At 64.3% G+C, this 19,224-nt stretch carries 17 protein-coding genes and 1 other RNA gene; 6 read left to right on the top strand and 12 right to left on the bottom strand.

The annotated features are described in order from the left end of the window. The first annotated feature begins 69 nt into the window (after nucleotides 1–69). Nucleotides 70–501, top strand: a complete 432-nt coding sequence (locus FNJ84_RS11940; protein WP_143793343.1) for an Lrp/AsnC family transcriptional regulator — start codon at nucleotides 70–72, stop codon at nucleotides 499–501. Between the two features lie 30 nt (nucleotides 502–531). Here FNJ84_RS11940 and FNJ84_RS11935 read toward each other — a convergent pair whose 3' ends face one another. The 5 genes from FNJ84_RS11935 to FNJ84_RS11915 all read right to left on the bottom strand — a co-directional run bounded on the left by FNJ84_RS11935 (nucleotide 532) and on the right by FNJ84_RS11915 (nucleotide 6,990). Continuing rightward, nucleotides 532–2,145 (bottom strand): ABC transporter ATP-binding protein, encoded by a 1,614-nt coding sequence (locus FNJ84_RS11935; RefSeq protein WP_143793342.1) that lies wholly within the window; start codon nucleotides 2,143–2,145, stop codon nucleotides 532–534. Next, a complete protein-coding gene (locus FNJ84_RS11930; protein WP_143793341.1) occupies nucleotides 2,142–3,245 on the bottom strand; it encodes an ABC transporter permease in 1,104 nt (367 codons plus the stop codon). Before FNJ84_RS11930 ends, FNJ84_RS11935 begins: the two co-directional genes overlap by 4 nt. Beyond that, nucleotides 3,245–4,324 (bottom strand): microcin C ABC transporter permease YejB, encoded by a 1,080-nt coding sequence (locus FNJ84_RS11925; RefSeq protein WP_143793340.1) that lies wholly within the window; start codon nucleotides 4,322–4,324, stop codon nucleotides 3,245–3,247. The genes FNJ84_RS11930 and FNJ84_RS11925 overlap by 1 nt, the downstream gene beginning before the upstream one ends. Before the next feature lie 112 nt (nucleotides 4,325–4,436). Next, nucleotides 4,437–6,326 carry an extracellular solute-binding protein gene (locus FNJ84_RS11920; protein WP_143793339.1) on the bottom strand — a complete coding sequence of 630 codons (1,890 nt, stop codon included), beginning with the start codon at nucleotides 6,324–6,326 and terminating at the stop codon, nucleotides 4,437–4,439. A 127-nt stretch (nucleotides 6,327–6,453) separates the two neighbouring features. Then, nucleotides 6,454–6,990, bottom strand: coding sequence for a cytochrome c family protein (locus FNJ84_RS11915; protein WP_143793338.1), 537 nt, complete (start codon nucleotides 6,988–6,990; stop codon nucleotides 6,454–6,456). Between the two features lie 135 nt (nucleotides 6,991–7,125). On the opposite strand from FNJ84_RS11915, the gene FNJ84_RS11910 reads away from it, so the two are divergent. Further along, nucleotides 7,126–8,013: a prephenate dehydratase gene (locus FNJ84_RS11910; RefSeq protein WP_255471183.1), complete on the top strand. Its 888-nt coding sequence runs from the start codon at nucleotides 7,126–7,128 to the stop codon at nucleotides 8,011–8,013. A 15-nt stretch (nucleotides 8,014–8,028) separates the two neighbouring features. On the opposite strand, the gene FNJ84_RS11905 is transcribed toward FNJ84_RS11910, so the two are convergent. Beyond that, nucleotides 8,029–8,481: a hypothetical protein gene (locus FNJ84_RS11905; protein ID WP_143793336.1), complete on the bottom strand. Its 453-nt coding sequence runs from the start codon at nucleotides 8,479–8,481 to the stop codon at nucleotides 8,029–8,031. Nucleotides 8,482–8,800: 319 nt separating this feature from the next. Here FNJ84_RS11905 and FNJ84_RS11900 point away from each other — a divergent pair, with 319 nt between their 5' ends. Together FNJ84_RS11900 and ffs are read left to right on the top strand one after the other, a co-directional pair. Further along, nucleotides 8,801–10,684: a bifunctional 2',3'-cyclic-nucleotide 2'-phosphodiesterase/3'-nucleotidase gene (locus FNJ84_RS11900; protein ID WP_143793335.1), complete on the top strand. Its 1,884-nt coding sequence runs from the start codon at nucleotides 8,801–8,803 to the stop codon at nucleotides 10,682–10,684. A gap of 32 nt (nucleotides 10,685–10,716) precedes the next feature. Then, nucleotides 10,717–10,813, top strand: an RNA gene (ffs, locus tag FNJ84_RS11895) — signal recognition particle sRNA small type. Between the two features lie 70 nt (nucleotides 10,814–10,883). Here the strand turns inward: ffs and aroA are convergent. Continuing rightward, a complete protein-coding gene (gene aroA, locus FNJ84_RS11890; protein ID WP_143793334.1) occupies nucleotides 10,884–12,215 on the bottom strand; it encodes a 3-phosphoshikimate 1-carboxyvinyltransferase in 1,332 nt (443 codons plus the stop codon). Nucleotides 12,216–12,327: 112 nt separating this feature from the next. Between aroA and FNJ84_RS11885 the strand changes: the two genes are divergently transcribed. Then, nucleotides 12,328–13,002 carry a DNA alkylation repair protein gene (locus tag FNJ84_RS11885; RefSeq protein ID WP_143793333.1) on the top strand — a complete coding sequence of 225 codons (675 nt, stop codon included), beginning with the start codon at nucleotides 12,328–12,330 and terminating at the stop codon, nucleotides 13,000–13,002. 1 nt (nucleotide 13,003) lies between these two features. Here FNJ84_RS11885 and FNJ84_RS11880 read toward each other — a convergent pair whose 3' ends face one another. Then, nucleotides 13,004–13,519 (bottom strand): hypothetical protein, encoded by a 516-nt coding sequence (locus tag FNJ84_RS11880; RefSeq protein ID WP_143793332.1) that lies wholly within the window; start codon nucleotides 13,517–13,519, stop codon nucleotides 13,004–13,006. A 124-nt stretch (nucleotides 13,520–13,643) separates the two neighbouring features. On the opposite strand from FNJ84_RS11880, the gene moaA reads away from it, so the two are divergent. Further along, nucleotides 13,644–14,648 carry a GTP 3',8-cyclase MoaA gene (gene moaA, locus FNJ84_RS11875; RefSeq protein ID WP_143793331.1) on the top strand — a complete coding sequence of 335 codons (1,005 nt, stop codon included), beginning with the start codon at nucleotides 13,644–13,646 and terminating at the stop codon, nucleotides 14,646–14,648. Nucleotides 14,649–14,927: 279 nt separating this feature from the next. On the opposite strand, the gene betA is transcribed toward moaA, so the two are convergent. The 4 genes from betA to betI are packed head-to-tail and all read right to left on the bottom strand — an operon-like array spanning nucleotide 14,928 to nucleotide 19,198. After that, nucleotides 14,928–16,544, bottom strand: coding sequence for a choline dehydrogenase (betA, locus tag FNJ84_RS11870; protein ID WP_143793512.1), 1,617 nt, complete (start codon nucleotides 16,542–16,544; stop codon nucleotides 14,928–14,930). Continuing rightward, nucleotides 16,544–17,197, bottom strand: a complete 654-nt coding sequence (locus FNJ84_RS11865; protein WP_143793330.1) for a glutathione S-transferase family protein — start codon at nucleotides 17,195–17,197, stop codon at nucleotides 16,544–16,546. The genes betA and FNJ84_RS11865 overlap by 1 nt, the downstream gene beginning before the upstream one ends. Then, the gene (gene betB / locus FNJ84_RS11860; RefSeq protein ID WP_143793329.1) at nucleotides 17,184–18,635 is read right to left on the bottom strand and encodes a betaine-aldehyde dehydrogenase; all 1,452 of its coding nucleotides are present in this window, start codon (nucleotides 18,633–18,635) and stop codon (nucleotides 17,184–17,186) included. The genes FNJ84_RS11865 and betB overlap by 14 nt, the downstream gene beginning before the upstream one ends. After that, nucleotides 18,632–19,198, bottom strand: a complete 567-nt coding sequence (gene betI, locus FNJ84_RS11855) for a transcriptional regulator BetI (RefSeq protein WP_143793328.1) — start codon at nucleotides 19,196–19,198, stop codon at nucleotides 18,632–18,634. Before betI ends, betB begins: the two co-directional genes overlap by 4 nt. Nucleotides 19,199–19,224 lie beyond the last annotated feature (26 nt).

Here is a 19,224-nt window from a genome sequence, read left to right as displayed (position 1 = left end):
CGATGAATATGGTAGATTCGCGTCACGTTTCAGTTAATCTGCCAGCCTGACTGGCAGATTGAGGGCTTTATGGACGATCTTGACCGCAGCATCATCACCCAACTGTCGCAGGACGCGCGGGTTTCGGTCGCCGTTCTGTCGCGGCGGCTTAAAGTCGCGCGCTCGACCGTGCAAGCCCGGCTGGAAAGGCTGGAAAGCACGGGGGCGATTGCGGGCTATACCGTGCGGTTTGGCGAATCGGCGCGGGCGGCGCGGATCAGGGCCACGGTGCTGCTGGTGATCGAGCCGCGGGCGCTGGCGGCGATTCTGACGCGGCTGAAAACCCTGCCCGAAGTCGAGCGGATCCATACCACCAGCGGCCGCGTCGATCTGGCCTTGCAGGTCGCCGCCGGCTCGACCAGCGCGCTGGATGACGTGCTGGACCGCATCGGCGGGCTAGAGGGCGTGCGTTCGTCCGAAAGCCTGATCCATCTGTCGACCAAGCTGGACCGCGCGATCTGACACCGCAATGGGCGGGACCGGCAATGCCTGTCAGGCACCTGCCGGATGCATCGCCGCCTGCATCAACTGCCGGGTATAGTCGGAACGGGGTGCATCGAACACGGTCTGGGTTTCGCCCTGTTCCACCACCTCGCCCGCGCGCATGACCATGATCTGATGCGACATGGCGCGCACGACGCGCAGGTCATGGCTGATGAACAGGAAGGCCAGCCCGTATTTCTGCTGCAAGCCGCGCAGCAATTCGACGATCTGCACCTGAACGGTCATGTCCAGCGCCGATGTCGGCTCGTCCAGCACCACCACCTTGGGCCGCAGGATCATCGCCCGCGCAATGGCGATGCGCTGCCGCTGACCGCCCGAAAATTCGTGCGGATAGCGGTGCATCATCTCGGGGTTCAGCCCGACCTCGGCCATGATCTCGGCCACCATCTGACGGCGATCGCGGCCCGGCTCGACCCCGTGAACGCCAAGCCCCTCGGCAATGATCTGTTCCACCGTCATCCGGGGCGACAGGCTGCCATAGGGGTCCTGAAACACGATCTGCATGTCGCGGCGCAGCTTGCGCAGGCGCTTGCTGGCCCAGCCCGAAATATCCTGCCCCATGAACACGATCGGGCCATCGCTTTCGATCAGCCGCAGGATGGCCAGCGCCAGCGTGGTCTTGCCCGATCCGCTTTCGCCCACGATGCCAAGCGTTTCGCCAGCGCGCACCGACAGCGTGGCGCCATTCACGGCCTTCACATGGCCGACCACGCGGCGCAGAAACCCGCGTTTGATGGGGAACCACACCTTCAGATCATCGGTCGAGACGACCTCTTCCGCGCCCTCGGGCACCGGCCCGACGGTGCCGGTCGGTTCGGCCGCCAACAGCTTGCGGGTATAGTCGTGCTGGGGATTGGCAAAGATTTCCTCGACCGGGCCTTGCTCGACGATCTCGCCATCCTTCATCACGCAGACCCGGTCGGCAATGCGGCGCACGATGCCAAGATCGTGGCTGATGAACAGCATCGACAGCCCCTCATTCGCCTTCAACTCGGCCAAGAGGTCAAGGATCTGCGCCTGAATCGTCACATCCAGCGCTGTCGTGGGCTCATCGGCGATCAGAAGTTCCGGCCCATTGGCCAGCGCCATGGCTATCATGACCCGCTGGCGCTGTCCGCCCGACAACTGGTGCGGATAATCCGCCAGCCGGGTTTCGGGGTCGCGAATGCCCACCTTAGTCAGCAGGTCGATGATGCGGTCGCGCGCCGGTTTGCCCTTTAGCCCCTGATGCAGGGCCAGCGATTCACCCAATTGCTTTTCCAGCGTATGCAGCGGGTTCAGCGAGGTCATCGGTTCCTGAAAGATGAAACTGATGTCATTACCGCGAATGTCGCGCAGCAGCTTTTCGGGTGCGCCGACCATCTCGCGCCCTTCGTATTTCACCGATCCCTCGACCTGCGCGGCATCGCCAAGAAGCTGCACGGTGGACAGTGCCGTCACCGACTTGCCGGACCCCGATTCCCCCACCAGCGCCACTGTCTCGCCCCGGCCGATCTGAAAGCTGACGCCCTTGACCGCAGGGGTCACGCGGCCCTCGCTGCGAAAGCCGATGCGCAGATCGTTGACGTCAAGAACCGGGGCGTCAAGAACCGGGGCGCTCATTTGAAGGTCTTTCGGGGGTCGAATGCGTCACGGATGCCTTCGAAGATGAAGACCAGCAGCGACAGCATGATGGCAAAGGTGAAAAAGGCGGTAAAGGCCAGCCAGGGCGCCTGAAGGTTCTGCTTGGCCTGCAAGGCCAGTTCCCCAAGCGAGGGCGCAGAGGCCGGCAACCCATAGCCCAGATAGTCCAGCGCCGCCAATCCGCTGATCGTGCCGGTCACGACAAAGGGCAGCATGGTCAGCGTGGCGACCATGGCATTGGGCAGCATGTGGCGGAACATGATCTTGCGATCACTGACCCCAAGCGCGCGGGCGGCGCGAACATATTCCAGGTTGCGCGCCCGCAGGAACTCGGCCCGGACCACACCCACCAGCGCGGGCCAGCCAAAGAGGATCGTCACAAAGACCAGCAGCCAGAAACTGCGCCCCAGAATCGCGAACAGGATGATGATGACGTAAAGCGCGGGCGTGTATTGCCAGATCTCCATCAGCCGCTGAAAGATGATGTCGGTGCGGCCGCCGAAATAGCCCTGCACGGCGCCGGCGGTCACCCCGATGGCGCTGGCAACCACCGTCACGATCAGCGCGAACATGATCGAGGTGCGAAAGCCATAGATCACGCGGGCCAGCACGTCGCGCGCGGTATCGTCGGTGCCCAGCCAGTGATCGGCATCGGGCGCGCTTGGCGCGGTGCCCACGTTATTGATGGTCTTGTAGTGATAGGGCACCACCGGCCAGATCATCCAGCCCTGTTCCGCCGATGGCACATCGCTGGTGCCGTTATCCACAGCCTCGATCAGCCCCTCGGGGTCGTCCCAGCATTCCTCGCGCCCGCCGGTCACGATCAGGCATTGCACCGCCTCGTCGCGATAGATCGCCTCGGTCCCGAAATCGCCGCCAAAGGCGGTTTCGGGATAAAAGCGATAGGCGGGGAAATACAGCTCTCCGCGATAGCTGGCGACGATGGGTTTATCGTTGGCGACCACCTCGGCGAAGATGGCGATCAGGAACAGCACGCTGAAAATCACCAGCGACCAGAAGGCCCGGCCATTGCGGCGGAAATTGCGCCAGCGGCGGCGGTTCAGTTCCGACATTGCCATCAGCCGGCCCTTTTTTCAAAGTCGATGCGCGGATCGACAAAGACATACATCAGGTCGGACAGGATGCCGGTCAGCAGCCCGATCAGGCCAAAGACGTAAAGCGTCGCGAAAATCACCGGATAGTCACGCTGCACGGCGGCCTCGAAACCCAGGCGGCCAAGACCATCCAGCGAGAAGATCGTCTCGATCAGGATCGAGCTGCCGAAGAACACGCCCAGAAACAGCGCCGGAAAGCCCGCGATCACGATCAGCATGGCGTTGCGAAAGACATGGCCGTAAAGCACGCGCCGTTCGGTCAGGCCCTTGGCGCGGGCAGTCATGACATATTGCTTGTTGATCTCGTCCAGAAAGCTGTTCTTGGTCAAAAGCGTCAGCGTGGCAAAGCCAGAGATCGACATGGCCAGCACCGGCAAGGTGATGTGCCACAGATAATCCTTGATCTGGCCCCAGGTGGACAGCGCGTAAAAATTGTCGCTGACCAGCCCGCGCAGGGGGAAGATCTTCCAGTAGGATCCGCCCGCGAACAGCACCATCAAGAGGACAGCGAACAGGAAGGCCGGGATGGCATAGCCCATGATGATGACACCCGAGGTCCAGGTGTCAAAAGGCGTGCCGTCGCGCACCGCCTTGCGGATACCAAGCGGGATCGAGACCAGATAGGCCAAGAGCGTCGTCCATAGCCCAAGCGTGATCGAGACCGGCATCTTTTCCTTGACCAGTTCCATCACGCTGATCGACCGGAACCAGCTGTTGCCGAAATCGAAGGTCAGGTAATTGCCCATCATCGTCAGGAAACGCTGCAAGGGCGGCTTGTCGAAGCCGAATTCCTTTTCCAGTTGGGCGATGAATTCAGGCGGCAAGCCGCGCGCGCCGGAATAGTCGTCCATCGAGGCACCGCCGCCAGCCTCGGCCCCGCCGCCTGCGATGTTGCGAAAGACGTCACCCTCGCCTTGCAGCCGCGCGGCGATCTGTTCGATCGGCCCGCCGGGGACGAATTGGGTCAGCGCGAAATTGATCACCATGATCCCGATCATCGTCGGGATGATCAGCAGCAAACGCCGCAGAATATAGGCACCCATCAGCCCTGCCCTTCGCCCGTATCAGACCTTTGCGGCCCTGTTCGATTTTCACGCCTTGTCGGCAATCCGGCCCCGGAAATCAAGCGAATTGCCCCATCCGACCCAGCCCGGCCTAGCGCAGCGCGCCCTCGGCTTTCAGCCTTGCCTCTTTTTCGGGGTTGAACCACCAGAAATCCATCTCGCCCAGGGCGAAATCGGGCAGCGCCTCGGGGTGTTCATACATGTCGTAATAGGCCAGCCAGTGATCGGCGTTATACCATTGCGGCACGGTCAGGAACATCGCGCGCAGCGAACGGTCCAGCGCGCGGGCCGCCGTTTCCATTTCCTCTTGCGTGTTGGCGTGTTCGACATCCTTCATCAGCTTGTCGATGGCAGGGTTGGTCAGGCCCAGCAGGTTGCTTTCCGAACCGGCAAATTCACTGCCAAAGACCGGCAACATCTCGGCCCCCGGAATCGGCGACTGGCCGATGAAGGCACTGGTCATGTCGAAATCATGTTCGCGCTGACGCGCCTCTAGTTCGGCATTGTCAACCCGCGCGTTGATGGCGTCGATCCCGATGCCGCGCAGGTTTTCAACATACGGATTAAGAATGCGATCCAGTGTTACGGAATCATTCAGAATTTCAACCGTCAGCCTCTGGCCCTCGGCGTTCTCGCGCATGCCGCTGTCATTCATGGTCCAGCCAGCCTCGTCCAGCAGTGCGCCTGCCTGACGCATCGCGCGACGGTCGCGCGGCTGATCGCTGCCCTCGGGCCAGCTATAGGCCGGTTCGGTAAAGACCGCAGGCGGCAGGTCGTCCTTCAGCGGTTCCAGCAGGGCAAGTTCGGCATCCGAGGGCATATCCTGCGCCTCAAGCGGGCTGTTTTCCCAATAGCTGTCAGGCCGCGAATACAGGCCATAGAACATCTTTTCATTGGTCCATTGGAAATTCAGCATCAGCCCGATGGCCTGACGCACGCGCGGATCCTGAAACTTTTCGCGCCGCAGGTTGAACACCCATGCCTGCCCCGAAACGCTGCTGTTGTCGGGCAGGGTTTCCACCTTGACCCAGCCCTTTTCCTGCGCCGGGAAGTTATAGGCCGTCGCCCATTTGATTGAACTGTTTTCGCGCCGGAATGTGTATTCACCCGCGGTGAAAGCCTGAAAGGCCGCGTCGTAATCGGCGAAATATTCGTAACGCATCCGGTCAAAGTTATGCCGTCCGATGTTCAGCGGCAGGTCCTTGCCCCAATAATCGTCGCGCCGCGTCATCTCGGCCCAACGGCCCATGTTCCAGCCGGTCAGCGCATAGGGCGCGGACCCCATCAGCGGCTTGTCCATGGTTTCGTCAAGCCGCAGGCCCCGCGCCTCGAAATCGGCCCGCGACATGATCGGCAGGCCACCGACAAAGCTGACAACCTCGCGCCGGGGATAGTCCGGCGCGAAATAGAACTTGACCGTCTGGTCATCAACCGCCTCGACTTTGGCGATCTGCTGCTGAATCATCAGTTTGGTCCCGGTCGAGCCCTGATCGCGCAATGTTTCGACCGAAAACACCACATCCTGCGCCGTCATCGGGCTGCCATCGGCGAACCGGATCTCGGGGCGCAGGCGGAAGATGACCCAATCCCGGCTTTCGGGATATTCCAACGTCTCGCACAGCAGGCAATAGGACGAGCCGAAATCGCTGGCATCGCGATCCATCAGCGTTTCCAGCATAGAAGCAGAAAACACTGCCGGGCGGCCCTTGAAGGTGAAGGGGTTGAAATTGTCGAAATTCGAGGTGTTGGGCACGGATTCGATGATATAGCCGCCCTTGGGCGCCTGCGGGTTCACATAGGGCAGATGCGGAAAATCCGCCGGCAGTTTCAGATCGCCGATGATCGCATAGCCATGCGAGACGGTGATCTTCTCATCCGTGCCGGCTGTGGTCGCTGCGGGGGGTTGCGTCTGCTCTTGCGCCATCACGGTCGTGATACCAAGCCCGGCGACAAGACCGATAAGCGGAAAGAGTGGGCGCATGTTGACCTCCGTGTCGAATGTTCCGCCACGCTAGGGCAGCGCGGGCAGGACGATCAAGCCGCGTTTTCGTGAATGAAAAAGGGCGCGGCCATCAGCCACGCCCGATTCTTCCGCCAGATGACCGCGCTTACTGGACGGTTTCCAGATAGGCGATCAGGTCGGCACGGTCCTGCGGATCCTTCAGGCCGGCGAAGGACATCTTGGTGCCCTGCACGACGCCCTTGGGGTTGGCCAGAAATTCCTGCAACGCCTCGGGGGTCCAGTCGCCACCATGGGCAACCATGCCATCCGAATAGGCAAACCCGCCGACCGAGGCCACGGCCCGGTTCACGACGCCGTTCAGATGCGGGCCGACGCCATCGCTGCCATCCAGCTTGTGACAGGCCTTGCACTTGCCGAAATCTTTCTCGCCGGCGGCAACATCAGCCTGCGCCATCAGCGCGGCAAAGTCGATCTGCTCTTCCTCGGCGGCGGCCCCGCCCCCGGTGGATTCGGGCACCGGGATGGTATAGGCCTGCGCATGGCCTTCCTCGCCCTCGGCGACCTCGCTTTCACCCGAGCCGACCTGATAGATCGCGCTGGCGGCCCAGTTGGCAAGCATCAGAAACAGAAGCGCCCCGATCAGCGCACCTGCCGCCTTGGTGATGGTCATGGTATCGAACATTGCCTGCCGTCCCCGGTTTGGTAAGCCTTGAATTTGGCCAGTATCTATCCGCTTTCGCTTTCCGGGATCAAGGTATAGTTAGCCCGGACCCGACAGAAACCGGGCGACAAAACGTCGCCCTTTCCCGTGCAGCCGATGGAAACCACCATGACCGACCGTGCCGCAACCAACCGGATCGCCTTTCAGGGCGAGCTTGGCGCCTATAGCCACGAGGCCTGCCGAAACGCCCGCCCCGGCATGGAACCCCTGCCCTGCCGCGCCTTCGAGGACGTCATTCAGGCAGTTCGCAGCGGCCAGGCCGATCTGGCGATGCTGCCGGTCGAGAACTCGACCTATGGCCGGGTGGCCGATATTCACCGGCTGCTGCCGGAATCGGGCCTGCATATCGTGGACGAGGCCTTCGTGCGCGTCCATATCAGCCTGATGGCCCTGCCGGGCGTCGCCATCGAGGACATCAAAAAGGTCCGCGCCCATCTGGTGCTGCTGCCGCAATCGGCGGCCTTTCTGGCGCGCTATGGCATCCGGGGCGAGGCTGCGGCCGACAGCGCCGGCGCCGCCGCCGAACTGGCGCAGGGCGGCGATCCTTCGACCGGGGTGCTGGCCTCGGATCTGGCGGCCGAGATCCACGGGCTGAACATCCTCGCCCGCCATATCGAGGATCATGCCCATAACACCACGCGCTTCCTGATCATGTCGCGCCAGGACGATCCCGCGCGGCGCGCCGAAAAGATGATGACAACCTTCGTCTTTCGCGTCCGCAACATCCCGGCGGCGCTGTACAAGGCCATGGGCGGCTTTGCCACGAATGGCGTCAACATGACCAAGCTGGAAAGCTATATGGCCGATGGCGTTTTCACCGCCACCCAGTTCTATGCCGATATCGAGGGCCATCCCGAGGATCCGAATGTCCGCCGGGCGCTGGACGAACTGTCCTATTTCTCGTCCAGCCTGCATATTCTGGGCGTCTATCCGGCCGATCCCCTGCGCGCCGAACACGAACCCGCGCCAGCCGAAGGGGAATGACCCGCCGGCTGCGGATCAGGCCCGCAATCCCGTCAGCTCTGCCAGCAGCCTGGCCGCGCCTTCGTCAAAACGCTTGTCCAGCTGCGACTTGCCCAGTCTGGCGGTCTGCAACATCAGCCGCGCCCGCATGTTGCGCGGCCGGATGTCGGCCTCAAGGATCAGGCGCGAGCGCAACCGGCTGAGCGCCACGACCGTCAGGTCGATCAGCAGCTCGAACGCCTCGGATTCGCCCTGCATGGCGATCTGTTCAGGCTGGTTGAACCGCACCACCTGAAGCCGCAAGTCGCGCCGCCGGCCCCGCCAGTCGAAACCGATATCCCAGCCCGGCCCCGGCGCGGCCGATGTTCCGATGCGCGTCACCGCCGCGCCACGCCGCAACAGGATGCGTTCCAGCCGGTCGAAATCGGCGATGGACTGGAACAGCTGGTCAGCGGTCAGTTCGGTATCCCGGCGGGTTGAGAATTTCATGAAGGGTCCGCCTGGATGAAAATGATGTCAAAGCAATGGGCAAACAAGGCGCTATGGGTGATAAGTGGTCCCCCCCGAACTTTCAAGCTGACAGTTAAAATTCGCACGGCTTCTGTCGTGATGTAACTGTTGACTGGCTCAATATCCGCAGGATTTACTCAATCAACAGTTGAAATTTGATTCGAATCGGCAGAAATTCGCCTAAGATGGCGTTTGAATGATCAAGGTGGTTCGCAAGAAAGCCACCCTACGAGGCAAGGTTCTGATGTATACTCGCAGGCTCGGGGCACCGTAGATGGCGGACGGCAACGGAGGCATCATGTCCGCGGAAGGCCAGCCTGGCTGGACGACTGAGACGGTTACGCTTGCGTTGCGCATCATGGCGACAACCGACATGCACATGCATGTCCTGCCGTATAACTATCTTGCCGACAAACCCTCTGACCGGATCGGCCTTGCGCGCACCGCCTCGCTGATCCAGCTACGCCGGGCCGAGGTCGCCAATTCGCTGCTGTTCGACAATGGCGATTTTCTTCAGGGCAATCCGATGGGCGACTATATCGCCGAGGTCCGCGGCGTTAACGCGCGCAGCCCGCATCCGGCCATCCTGGCGATGAACGCCCTGGGCTATGATGCCGGCACCCTGGGCAACCACGACTTCACCTTCGGGCTTGGCTTCCTGCGCCGGGTGCTGGGGGCCGCGAATTTTCCGCTGACGCTGGCGAACCTGACGCCGCATGCGGGCCGGCGCCTGCCGCCCTGGGTCATCCTTGACCGCCGGCTGCGCGACAGTCAGGGGCGGCTGCGCAACCTGCGCATCGGGGTGATCGGCTTTGCCCCGCCGCAGACGGTGGACTGGGACCGCGACCTGCGCCACGAACTTGGCAGCGAAGACGTGCTGGCCTCGGCCCGCCGCCTGCTGCCCCAGATCAAGGCGGCCGGCGCCGATCTGATCGTTGCCCTGTCCCATGGCGGCATCGGCCCGATCGCCCCCGAGCGGCGAACCGAAAACGCGTCGACCGCACTGGCCGCCCTGCCGGAAATCGACGTGGTGATCGCCGGGCATACCCATCAGGTCTTTCCCTCGCCCGCCTTCGCCGGGATCGAGGGCGTCGACGCCGAACGCGGCACGCTGATGGGCAAGCCGGCGGTGATGGCGGGCTTTGGCGGATCGCATCTGGGCGTCATCGACCTGCGGCTGGAACGCGACGGCACGAAGGCCTGGCGGGTGGCCGATTTCGCGGTCGAGGCCGAACAGGTGAATGGCAAGCACCGCCCGCTGCGCAAGATCTATTCGCCCACGCTTGGCGCCCATCGCGAGACGCTGCGCCATATCCGGCGTCGCGTCGGCCGGACCGAGGCGCCGCTGAACAGCTATTTCGCGCTGATCGGGCAGGATCCCGGCCTGCGGCTGGTGGCGATGGCGCAGCGCTGGCATGTGCGGCGGATGCTGCGCGGCACGGAATGGGACGGTCTGCCGATCCTGTCGGCCGTGGCACCGTTCCGCGCCGGCGGCCGGGGCGGGCCGGATCACTATACCGATGTGCCGGCCGGCGCGCTGACCCTGCGCAGCCTGTCGGACCTGTATTTTTACCCCAATCGCATCTGCGCGATCGAAACCGATGGCGCACAATTGCGCGGCTGGCTGGAACGCTCGGCCAGTATCTTTTGCCAGATGCAGCCCGGACTGGCCGACCAACCGCTGATCAACCCCGATTTCCCAAGCTATAATTTCGACGTGATCGACGGGCTAACCTGGCAGATCGACCTGACCCGACCAAGCCGATACCACCCGACAGGCCAGTTGCTGGCCCCCGATTCCTCACGCATCCGCAACCTGACCCATCACGACCGCCGGGTGGGTGATGGCGACAGGTTCCTGCTGGCGACAAACTCCTACCGCCTGGCCACCTGCGGCCTGTTCGGTCCTCTGATCGGCCAGAATCGCGTCGTGCTGGATGACGAGACCATGACCCGCGACGTCCTTCGCCGCTATGTCCGCCGCCGCCGCCGGGTCGAACCCACCACCAGCCGGCACTGGAATTTCCTGCCGATCAAGGGCGCCTCGGCCATTTTCGAAACCGGCCCATCGGCCGTCAAGCACCTGACGCGGCTTGCCGAGGCGGGCGATTACCACATGGAATGCGCCGGCGAGACCGATGATGGCTTCATCCGCATCCGTCTGGATCTTTCACGGGGTTGATCCCGACCGCACACTGCCCTATCTAGCGCCCCGAGAGGTTGGCGCGGGCAGGCATCTCGCCAACCCGGTCAGGTCCGGAAGGAAGCAGCCGCAACGAGTCCCGCCTGGGTCGCTGTCCAGCCTCTCACCCCTCCCCATCAGCCGTGTAAAAATATCCTGGGGGGGCGCCGCAGGCGACGGGGGCAAAGCCCCCTTCCTCTCAGCCCAGATCCGCGCCCAGCCTCTGCATCAGCGGCAGGAAATCCGGGAACGAGGTCGCAATCGGGCTGCCATCATCGACACTGACCGGCTGACGGGCCGCCAACCCCAGCACCAGGAAAGACATGGCGATGCGATGATCCAGATGCGTCACCGCCACGGCACCGCCCGGAACCTCGGCCATGCCATGCACGGTCATGCTGTCACGGGTTTCCTCGACCCGCACGCCATTGGCCTCCAGTCCGCGGGCCATCGCGTCAATGCGGTCGCTTTCCTTCACCCGCAATTCGGCCACGCCATTCATCACGGTCCGCCCTTCGGCGAAACTGGCGATGACCGACAGGATCGGAAATTCGTCGATCATGCTGGCGGCGCGGTCGGCCGGCACCTCGACCCCTTTCAGTGGGCCATGGCGCACCACCAGATCGGCGACCGGCTCGCCGCCTTCCTCGCGGATATTCTGAAACCGGATATCCGCGCCCATCTCCAGCAGCGTGACGTAAAGCCCGTCCCGCGTCGGGTTGCGGCTGACGCCCGGCACGCTGATCTCGGACCCCGGCACGATCAGCGCGGCCGCCACCGGGAAGGCCGCGCTTGACGGATCGCGCGGCACTGCGACGGGCTGGCCGCGCAGCTCGGGTCGGCCGGTCAGGGTGATGACATGACCCTCGCTCGTGCGCTCGGTGCGGATCTGCGCGCCAAAGCCTGCCAGCATGCGTTCGGAATGGTCGCGCGTCGGCTCGGCCTCGATCACTACGGTCTCGCCCGGCGCATTCAGGCCCGCCAGCAGGATCGCCGACTTGATCTGCGCACTGGCAACCGGGGTCTTGTAGCGCAGGGGAACCGGATCGGCCGCCCCGGTGATGGTGACGGGCAAACGCCCGCCCTCGCGCGCCACGATCTGCGCGCCGAACTGTGCCAGCGGATCGGTGATGCGCGCCATTGGCCGCTTGGACAGGCTGGCATCGCCGGTGAATGTGGCGCTGATCGGCGTCGTCGCCATCGCCCCCATGATCAGCCGCACGCCGGTGCCCGAATTGCCGCAGTCGATCACGCCCTCGGGCTCGGCAAAACCACCGACGCCAACGCCGTGAACGACCCATTCGCCATCGCCCACCCGCTGCACATCCGCGCCAAAGGCCGCCATCGCCTTTGCGGTATCCAGCACGTCCTGACCTTCCAGCAAGCCGGTGATCCGCGTCTCGCCCACCGACAGCGCGCCAAGGATCAGCGCCCGATGGCTGATCGACTTGTCGCCCGGCACCTGGGCCACCCCGGTCAGCGGACCCGAAGGGCGGGCAGTCATCGGGCGGGGATCGGCGGAATGCGACATGGGGACACCTTTTCGATTGCGCGCCCCTTTTATCGCTACCATCAGGGTGCCGCCACCACCTTCTTGCGGCGGCGGCCGCGCTTTCCTAGAAGCGCCGAAACAGGAGGCCGCGATGGACGAGTTGAACGAATTGCGCGCGCTGGCCGATGCCGAACGGGCCGCGCAGATTGCCAGCTATCACAAGGCCCCACGTGCCTATTTGGGCATCCAAACCCCGCAGATCGACGAACTGGTGCAGAACTGGCGCGCCGCCCTCGACCTGCCGGGCCGCGTCGCGCTGGCCGATGCGCTGTGGCGTAGCGACATTCACGAGGCCCGCGTGGCCGCCGCCAAACTGCTGACACAGGCCCGCATTGCCGATGACGGCCCGGTCTGGGATCTTCTGGCATCCTGGGTGCCTGATTTCGATGCCTGGGCCATTGCCGATCATGCCATGTCAGCCGCTGGCCGCCGTCTGGTTGCGGCACCCGATCGGCTGGATCAGGTCGAAGCCTGGACCCGCGCCGACAGCTTCTGGATCCGCCGAGCGGCGCTGGTCGGCACCCTGCCCTGGGCCAAGATGAACCATCCCAAGCCCGATGACCTGGCGCGCCGCCAGCGTATCCTTGGCTGGGCCGCCAGCATGGCGGATGACCGCGAATGGTTCATCCAGAAGGCCATCGCCTGGTGGCTGCGCGACCTGTCCAAACGCGACGCGCCCCGCGTCCGGGCCTTTCTGGACGAACACGGGGCGCGGATGAAACCTTTCGCCCGGCGCGAGGCCACGCGATTGATCAAGGCCGGCTGATTCAGGACCGGAACACCTCAAGCGAAGGCAAATCGGTCAGCGAAACCCCCAGCAATTGCAAGGCCGGCAACGAGACCTGGCTGCCACCGCTGGCCGGCCCGTCCAGCGGGATCAGATCGACCTTGGCCGATTTGCCATTGGCCGGGTTCACGATACGACCGATGCCACGGCTCTTGACCAGAGGCGTCTTGATCCAGAACCCCGGCTCGGTCGCGTCGCCAAGCGAGGCGATGGTGGTGCCCAGCCTGGTCTCGGCCGCCTGGGCCGGGGCGGCAGCGGCGGCGCGCTGTTCGGTGGTGGTGGTATCCAGTTGCGCCGCCGTGGCGCGCGCGCGCGGGCGCGGCGGCGGGGCCTGGGTGATCGCGGCTGCGGCCTGCACGGCCTCGGGCGGCAGGGGCGCGCCTTCGGCTGTCGTCGCAACACCGTCAGGGCGTTCGGTCGGGGCCTGCTGCATCGCCGCACATCCAGCCAATGCCAGCATCGGCATCAGCAGCAGCGCGGCACGGATAACATTCATCGTCAAAGCTCCCTCGGCAAAAGCGTTGCAGGCAAGGTAAACCCGCCCCGATCACGCGTAAACCGGCGCTTGCGTGATCGGCGAAAGCTTGTGCATCGGGCACCACGAACATAGATATGGGACTATGGAACACGCGCCGCTGATCGACCCTTTTGCCCGCCCGATCACCTATCTTCGGGTTTCGGTCACGGATCGCTGCGACTTCCGCTGTACCTATTGCATGGCCGAGCACATGCAGTTCCTGCCCAAGAAGGAACTGCTGACGCTGGAAGAACTGGATCGGTTGTGTTCGGGCTTTATCAGCCTTGGCGTGCGCAAGCTGCGGATCACAGGCGGGGAACCGCTGGTCCGTCGCGGCATTATGGAGTTCTTCCGTGCCGCCTCGCGCCATCTCGGGCAGGGGCTGGACGAGTTGACCCTGACCACCAATGGCAGCCAGCTCGCCCGTTTTGCCGATGAACTGGCCGATTGCGGCGTCAGGCGCGTCAATGTGTCGCTGGATACCCTGGACGATGCGAAATTCGCCCAGATCACCCGATGGGGCCGGTTGCCGCAGGTCCAGGCCGGGATCGAGGCCGCCAAACGGGCCGGCCTGCGCGTCAAGATCAATGTGGTGGCGCTGAAGGGCTTCAACGAAGCCGAGCTGTTCGATCTGGTCGACTGGTGCGCGGTGAACGATCACGACCTGACCTTCATCGAGGTCATGCCGATGGGCGACATGGGCGAGGAACAGCGGCTGGATCAATACTGGCCCCTCTCCGACCTGCGCGCGCGTCTGGCCCAACGCTTTACCCTGATCGACCTGGCCGAGCGCACGGGCGGCCCTGCACGCTATGTGAAATTGGGCGAAACCGGGCAGAAGATCGGCTTCATCACCCCGCTGACCCATAATTTCTGCGAAAGCTGCAACCGCGTGCGCGTCACCTGCACGGGCGAGCTTTACATGTGCCTGGGCCAGGAAGACCGCGCCGACCTGCGCACGCCGCTGCGCGAAAGCGATGATGACGCAGCCCTGATCGCGGCAATCCGCGCGGCCATCGCCCGCAAGCCCAAGGGCCATGATTTCGACTATTCGCGCCAGACGGTCTCTGGCCAGGTCAGCCGCCACATGAGCCATACCGGCGGCTGAGGGGCCTTGCCCCTCGCCGTCCAGCAGGGCTGGCCGGCTCACCCCAGGATATTTGGATCAAAGCGAGGCCAGGGCGAAAGGTCATCCCGCAGGCGCGGCCGAGGGGCGCAGTGCCTGCGGGATGCCTCGCTCTGAACGGTCATCGGCGTCCCCGCCTGTACCGTGGAACCTGTTTCGCATGATTGGATTAAGACAAGGTTAAGCCGCCTCGCTTTGATCCAAATATCCTGGGGTGAGGCGCGGCACGCGCCGAGGGGCAAGGCCCCTTGGCCCGGTTCGTCACAGGTTCGACGGTGGCAGCATGCCCTGTCCCAGGATGTGATCGGCCGCCTTTTCGCCGGTCATGATCGAGGGCCCGTTCAGATTGCCATTGGTCACGCGCGGAAAGATCGAACTGTCAGCAACGCGCAGGCCCTGAACCCCGATCACCCGCAATTCCGGGTCCACCACCGCATCGGGATCATCCGCCGCGCCCATGCGTGCGGTGCCACAGGGGTGATAGGCCGATTCGGCATGCTGGCGGATGAAATCGTCGATTTCCGCATCGGTCTGGACGCGTGCGCCGGGCTGGATCTCGTCGCCGCGATAGGGGTCGAAGGCGGGTTGGGCAAATATCTGTCGGGTCAGTCGCACGCAGGCGCGGAACTCGGCCCAATCATCGGGATGCGACATATAGTTGAAGCGGATTTCCGGCGGCACCAACGGGTCGCCCGATGCCAGCCGGACAGTGCCGCGCGACTTGGACCGCATCGGGCCGACATGGGCCTGGAACCCATGCCCCTCGGCCGCCGCCTTGCCGTCATATCGCACGGCCAGCGGCAAGAAATGATACTGGATGTCAGGATAGTCGGCCGCATCCGAGGATCGGATGAAACCGCAGCTTTCGAACTGGTTCGACGCCCCCAGCCCGGTATGGCGCAGCAGCCATTGCAGCCCGACCTGCGCCTTGCCGCGATAGTTGAACTTGGAAAACAGGGTGACGGGCTGGGTCGCCCGGTATTGCATATAGACCTCCAGATGGTCCTGCAAATTCGCCCCCACGCCGGGACGGTCGGCGCGCAGCTCGATCCCGTGCAGACGCAGATGATCGGCCGGCCCAACGCCTGACAGCATCAGCAGCTTCGGCGTGTTGATCGAACTGGCCGACAGAATCACCTCTCGTCCGGCCCGGATCACCTCGATCCGGCGGCGCCGGGCGATCTCGACGCCGATGGCGCGGTCGTCCTGAAACACCACCCGACGCGCAAAGCCCGAAATCACCTTCAACCGCCCCGAGCGCATCGCCGGGCGCAGATAGGCATTGGCGGCCGACCAGCGGCGGCCCTTCCAGATGGTCGCCTCCATCGGGCCGAAACCCTCCTGGCTTTGGCCGTTATAGTCGGCGGTCAGGGGATAGCCGGCCTGCTGGCCTGCCTCGATGAAGGCATTGAACAGCGGGTTCTTGCGCGGCCCGCGCGTCACATGCAGCGGGCCGTCGGTGCCGCGATAATCCGAGGGGCCGTTGCCGCCATGCCAGGTCTCCATCCGTTTGAAATAGGGCAGGACATGGGCATAGTCCCAGCCCGATGCCCCGGCTTCGGCCCAATGGTCGAAATCCTTGCGGTGGCCGCGCACGAAGACCATGCCATTGATGCTGGACGACCCGCCCAGCACCTTGCCGCGCGGGGTGGCAAGGCGGCGCCCGCCCAGATGTTCTTCGGGCTGCGAGGAAAACCCCCAGTCATAGCGCGACATGTTCATCGGATAGGACAAGGCACCCGGCATCTGGATGAAGGGGCCGTAATCGGTGCCGCCAAATTCGATCAGCGCGACCGTGTGGCCGGCCTTCACCAGCCGGTAAGCCAGCGCGCATCCCGCCGAACCTGCGCCCACAATGACATAGTCTGCGTCCGCCATCATGCCCTCAGCGCGTCATAGGAAACCATCACATGCTGGCGATAGGCCGGGCGGTCGGTCAGGCGGGCATACCAGTCCTCGACCACCGCGCGCGGCCGGCGCGGCACATCCAGCGTGAACCAGCGGAACAGGTAGTGACCGGCGACAATATCGGCCAGGGTGAAATCCGGGCCGGCCAGCCAGCCATGCGCGGCGATCTGCGGCTGGATCCGGTCAAGGGTTTCTTCCCATCTGGCGATATTGGCCGCCAGCTGCGCCTTGTCGCGCTGCGCCTCGGGCGTGCGGATGCATTGCCAGAAGATCGGATAGGTGAAGTGGCTCGATCCCTCGTGCTTGGCCCATTCGGCCCAGATATCGACCCGCGCCCGCGCCACCGGACCCTCGGGCCAGAAGGCCCCGCCATCGCCATAGCGGCTGGCCAGATAGCGCAGGATCGCACAGCTTTCCCACATCACGAGATCGCCATCGCGCATGGTGGGCACACGGCCATGGGGGTTCATGGCGCGGTATTCGGGCGTATCAAGCCCGCCAAAGCGGTGGCCTGTGTCGATGCGGTTCACCGGCACGCCCAGTTCCGCCGCGCCCCACATGACTGCCTGCACGTTCGAGCTGTCGGCCCGCCCCCAGATGGTGATCGGATCAATAGGGTGCATCGACTGCCCCCATACCGACATAGACCGATTTCAGCTGCGAATAATGTTCGATGGCCGCAGCCGAGTTCTCGCGCCCCAGACCCGACATCTTGACGCCGCCAAAGGGGGCCTCGACCGGGGTCAGGTTATAGGCATTGATCCAGCAGGTGCCAGCTTGCAGCCGCGCCACGACGCGATGGGCGCGGGCCAGATCGCGGGTAAAGACCCCCGCCGCCAGACCGAATTGGGTGGCATTGGCGCGGGCGATGACCTCGTCCTCGGTCTCGAAGCCGAGGGCGGTCAGGACCGGGCCAAAGATTTCCTCGCGCGCAAGGGCCATGTCGTCGGTGGCATCGGCAAAGACCGTGGGCGGCACGAAAGCCCCCTCGCCCGGACCACCCGCGACCAGACGCGCGCCCTCGGCCTGACCGGCGGCGATGGCGGCACGGATGCTGGCGGCCTGACCGGGGCTGATGATCGGGCCGAACTGGGTGTCGGGGTCGCGCGGGTCGCCGATGCGCACGCTGGCCACGCGGGCGGCCAGCCGGTCCAGAAACGCGTCGCGGATGCCCGATTGCAGGAACACCCGAGTGCCATTGGAACAGACCTGCCCCGAAGAGTAGAAATTGGCCATCATCGCCGCGCCAACCGCGTCATCTAGGCTGGCATCATCAAAGACGATCAGCGGTGACTTGCCGCCCAGTTCCAGCGTCACATGCCGCAAGCCTTCGGCCGCGGCGGCATAGACGCGCTGCCCCGTGGGCACCGAGCCGGTCAGCGAGATCTTGGCCACCCGCGCATCGCCGGTCAGCGCCGCGCCCACGGCACCGCGCCCCTGAACCACGTTGAAGATGCCGGCGGGCAGTCCGGCCTCGGTCAGGATCTCGGCCAGTTTCAGGGCGCCAAGCGGGGTTTCCTCGGACGGCTTGAACACCATGGCATTGCCCATGACCAGCGCGGGCGCGGCCTTCCAGCAGGCGATCTGGCTGGGATAGTTCCACGCCCCGATGCCCGCGCAGACGCCAAGCGGTTCGCGGATGGTATAGACCCAATCGCGGCCCAGGGGGATCATCTGGCCGGTCAGCGTGGCCGCCAGCCCGCCGAAATATTCCAGCGCGGCGGCACCCGATTCCCAGTCAGCCACCAGCGTTTCCTGAATGGGTTTGCCGGTATCCAGCGTCTCCAGCATCGACAAATCGGCATTGCGTTCGCGGATGATCGCAGCGGCGCGTTGCAGCACCCTGCCCCGTTCCACCGGCGCCAGCGCAGCCCAGGCAGGCTGGGCACGCTCGGCCGCCGCAACGGCATCGGCAACCTGCGTGGTGCTGGCCTCGTGCAATGTGGCGATCAGGCTGCCGTCAAAGGGGAACAGCACGGGCAGCGATGCGCCCCGCCCTTCGACAAAGGCGCCGTCGATATACAGGCTGGCTGTGGGCTGGGTGATGACGGGCTGGCTCATGTCAGGGTCTCGTTCAGATAGTCGGAAATCATGGCGATGGCGGCGGGGCCCTCGACCGGGCTGCGGCCAAGGGCGGCGCGCAGATACAGCCCGTCGATCAGCGCGGCCAGCGTCTCGGCCACGCGGTCGGGCCGCGCTGTCAGCGGGCGCAGCGCCACCATCAGATTGGAATGCAACCGCCGGTGATAGACCCGCAACAGCCGCGCCGCCTGATCGTTCACCCGCGACAGCGCGTAGAAGTTCAGCCAGGCGCTGATCACCTCTTGCTGGAAATTCAGGTCATCGAAACTGGCGGCGATGATCGCGTCCAGCCGCCCGCGTGGCGTGCCGCCGGGCAGCCTTGCGGCCACCGCATCGCGGTAATTGTTCAGCACATGGCGCATGGCGGCCAGGAACATCTGGTCCTTGGAGCCGAAGTAATGATGCGCCAGCGCCGAGGACATCCCCGCCTCGCGTGCGATCTGCGCAACAGTCACATCCAGCGACCCCGCACGGCCGACGGCTGAAATTGCCGCGTTGATCAACGCGGCTTTTCGGATAGGCTCGGCACCAAGTTTTGGCATGGGTTGCACTCTGGTCGGGATCAGTA

This window comes from Paracoccus sp. M683, assembly GCF_007096355.1.
Classification (GTDB): domain Bacteria; phylum Pseudomonadota; class Alphaproteobacteria; order Rhodobacterales; family Rhodobacteraceae; genus Paracoccus.
Note: the sequence above shows the minus strand (reverse complement) of the source record. Positions and strands in the feature narration are given on the sequence as shown.

Excerpts from the sequence above, each read along its gene's own strand:
- betI (WP_143793328.1), bottom strand. The coding sequence starts at position 19,198 with ATGCCAAAACTTGGTGCCGAGCCTATCCGAAAAGCCGCGTTGATCAAC.
- FNJ84_RS11930 (WP_143793341.1), bottom strand. The coding sequence starts at position 3,245 with ATGGCAATGTCGGAACTGAACCGCCGCCGCTGGCGCAATTTCCGCCGC.
- FNJ84_RS11935 (WP_143793342.1), bottom strand. The coding sequence starts at position 2,145 with ATGAGCGCCCCGGTTCTTGACGCCCCGGTTCTTGACGTCAACGATCTG.
- FNJ84_RS11915 (WP_143793338.1), bottom strand. The coding sequence starts at position 6,990 with ATGTTCGATACCATGACCATCACCAAGGCGGCAGGTGCGCTGATCGGG.
- FNJ84_RS11900 (WP_143793335.1), top strand. The coding sequence starts at position 8,801 with ATGTCCGCGGAAGGCCAGCCTGGCTGGACGACTGAGACGGTTACGCTT.
- FNJ84_RS11925 (WP_143793340.1), bottom strand. The coding sequence starts at position 4,324 with ATGGGTGCCTATATTCTGCGGCGTTTGCTGCTGATCATCCCGACGATG.
- FNJ84_RS11920 (WP_143793339.1), bottom strand. The coding sequence starts at position 6,326 with ATGCGCCCACTCTTTCCGCTTATCGGTCTTGTCGCCGGGCTTGGTATC.
- FNJ84_RS11880 (WP_143793332.1), bottom strand. The coding sequence starts at position 13,519 with ATGAATGTTATCCGTGCCGCGCTGCTGCTGATGCCGATGCTGGCATTG.
- betB (WP_143793329.1), bottom strand. The coding sequence starts at position 18,635 with ATGAGCCAGCCCGTCATCACCCAGCCCACAGCCAGCCTGTATATCGAC.
- FNJ84_RS11910 (WP_255471183.1), top strand. The coding sequence starts at position 7,126 with ATGGAAACCACCATGACCGACCGTGCCGCAACCAACCGGATCGCCTTT.
- moaA (WP_143793331.1), top strand. The coding sequence starts at position 13,644 with ATGGAACACGCGCCGCTGATCGACCCTTTTGCCCGCCCGATCACCTAT.
- FNJ84_RS11885 (WP_143793333.1), top strand. The coding sequence starts at position 12,328 with ATGGACGAGTTGAACGAATTGCGCGCGCTGGCCGATGCCGAACGGGCC.
- FNJ84_RS11940 (WP_143793343.1), top strand. The coding sequence starts at position 70 with ATGGACGATCTTGACCGCAGCATCATCACCCAACTGTCGCAGGACGCG.
- aroA (WP_143793334.1), bottom strand. The coding sequence starts at position 12,215 with ATGTCGCATTCCGCCGATCCCCGCCCGATGACTGCCCGCCCTTCGGGT.
- FNJ84_RS11865 (WP_143793330.1), bottom strand. The coding sequence starts at position 17,197 with ATGCACCCTATTGATCCGATCACCATCTGGGGGCGGGCCGACAGCTCG.
- FNJ84_RS11905 (WP_143793336.1), bottom strand. The coding sequence starts at position 8,481 with ATGAAATTCTCAACCCGCCGGGATACCGAACTGACCGCTGACCAGCTG.
- betA (WP_143793512.1), bottom strand. The coding sequence starts at position 16,544 with ATGGCGGACGCAGACTATGTCATTGTGGGCGCAGGTTCGGCGGGATGC.